At 71.1% G+C, this 446-nt stretch carries 1 protein-coding gene; it reads right to left on the bottom strand.

The window, feature by feature from the left end:
• Window positions 1-446 (bottom strand): exopolysaccharide biosynthesis protein (locus Z164_RS23510; protein ID WP_043691157.1); only part of this gene is annotated, 446 nt, incomplete at both ends.

The raw sequence follows: 446 nt of genomic DNA, 5'->3' as shown, positions 1-446 counted from the left end.
GGTCAGGCGCGGCCGCACCAGGCGCTCCAGCCGCTGTAGCCAAGGGGCGATGCGCCGCTCGAAGCGGACCAGGGTGCCGCGCTGCGGCCCGCGCTCGGCGATCGGGCGCGGCAGCCAGGGCTTGCGCAGGCCGATCAGCAACTGCGCGCCGTCCACCGCCGTCTCGGGCAGCCGCTGCAGCAGCAGCTTGTCCACGCGCGGCCCGTCGAGATCGACGACCTCGATCCGCCAGCCGGCCCACTCGAAGGATTCCCCGGTGTTCGGGATGCGGCCGAAGCGGGCGATCGTCATGCCGGCGGCGGTGTGGATCTCCAGCAGCTTCATCGCCGGCGTCGATTCGGACACGAACAGCGGCTCGCGCAGGTACTTGAACAGGTCGAAGCTGGGTTCGTCGAGGCGGTCGATCAGCGACTTCACCTCCAGCACGCCGACCACGTCGTCGTCGC

The sequence above is a fragment of the Luteimonas huabeiensis HB2 genome, assembly GCF_000559025.1.
Lineage (GTDB): Bacteria > Pseudomonadota > Gammaproteobacteria > Xanthomonadales > Xanthomonadaceae > Luteimonas > Luteimonas huabeiensis.
This window is presented reverse-complemented; position numbering and strand designations above follow the sequence as displayed.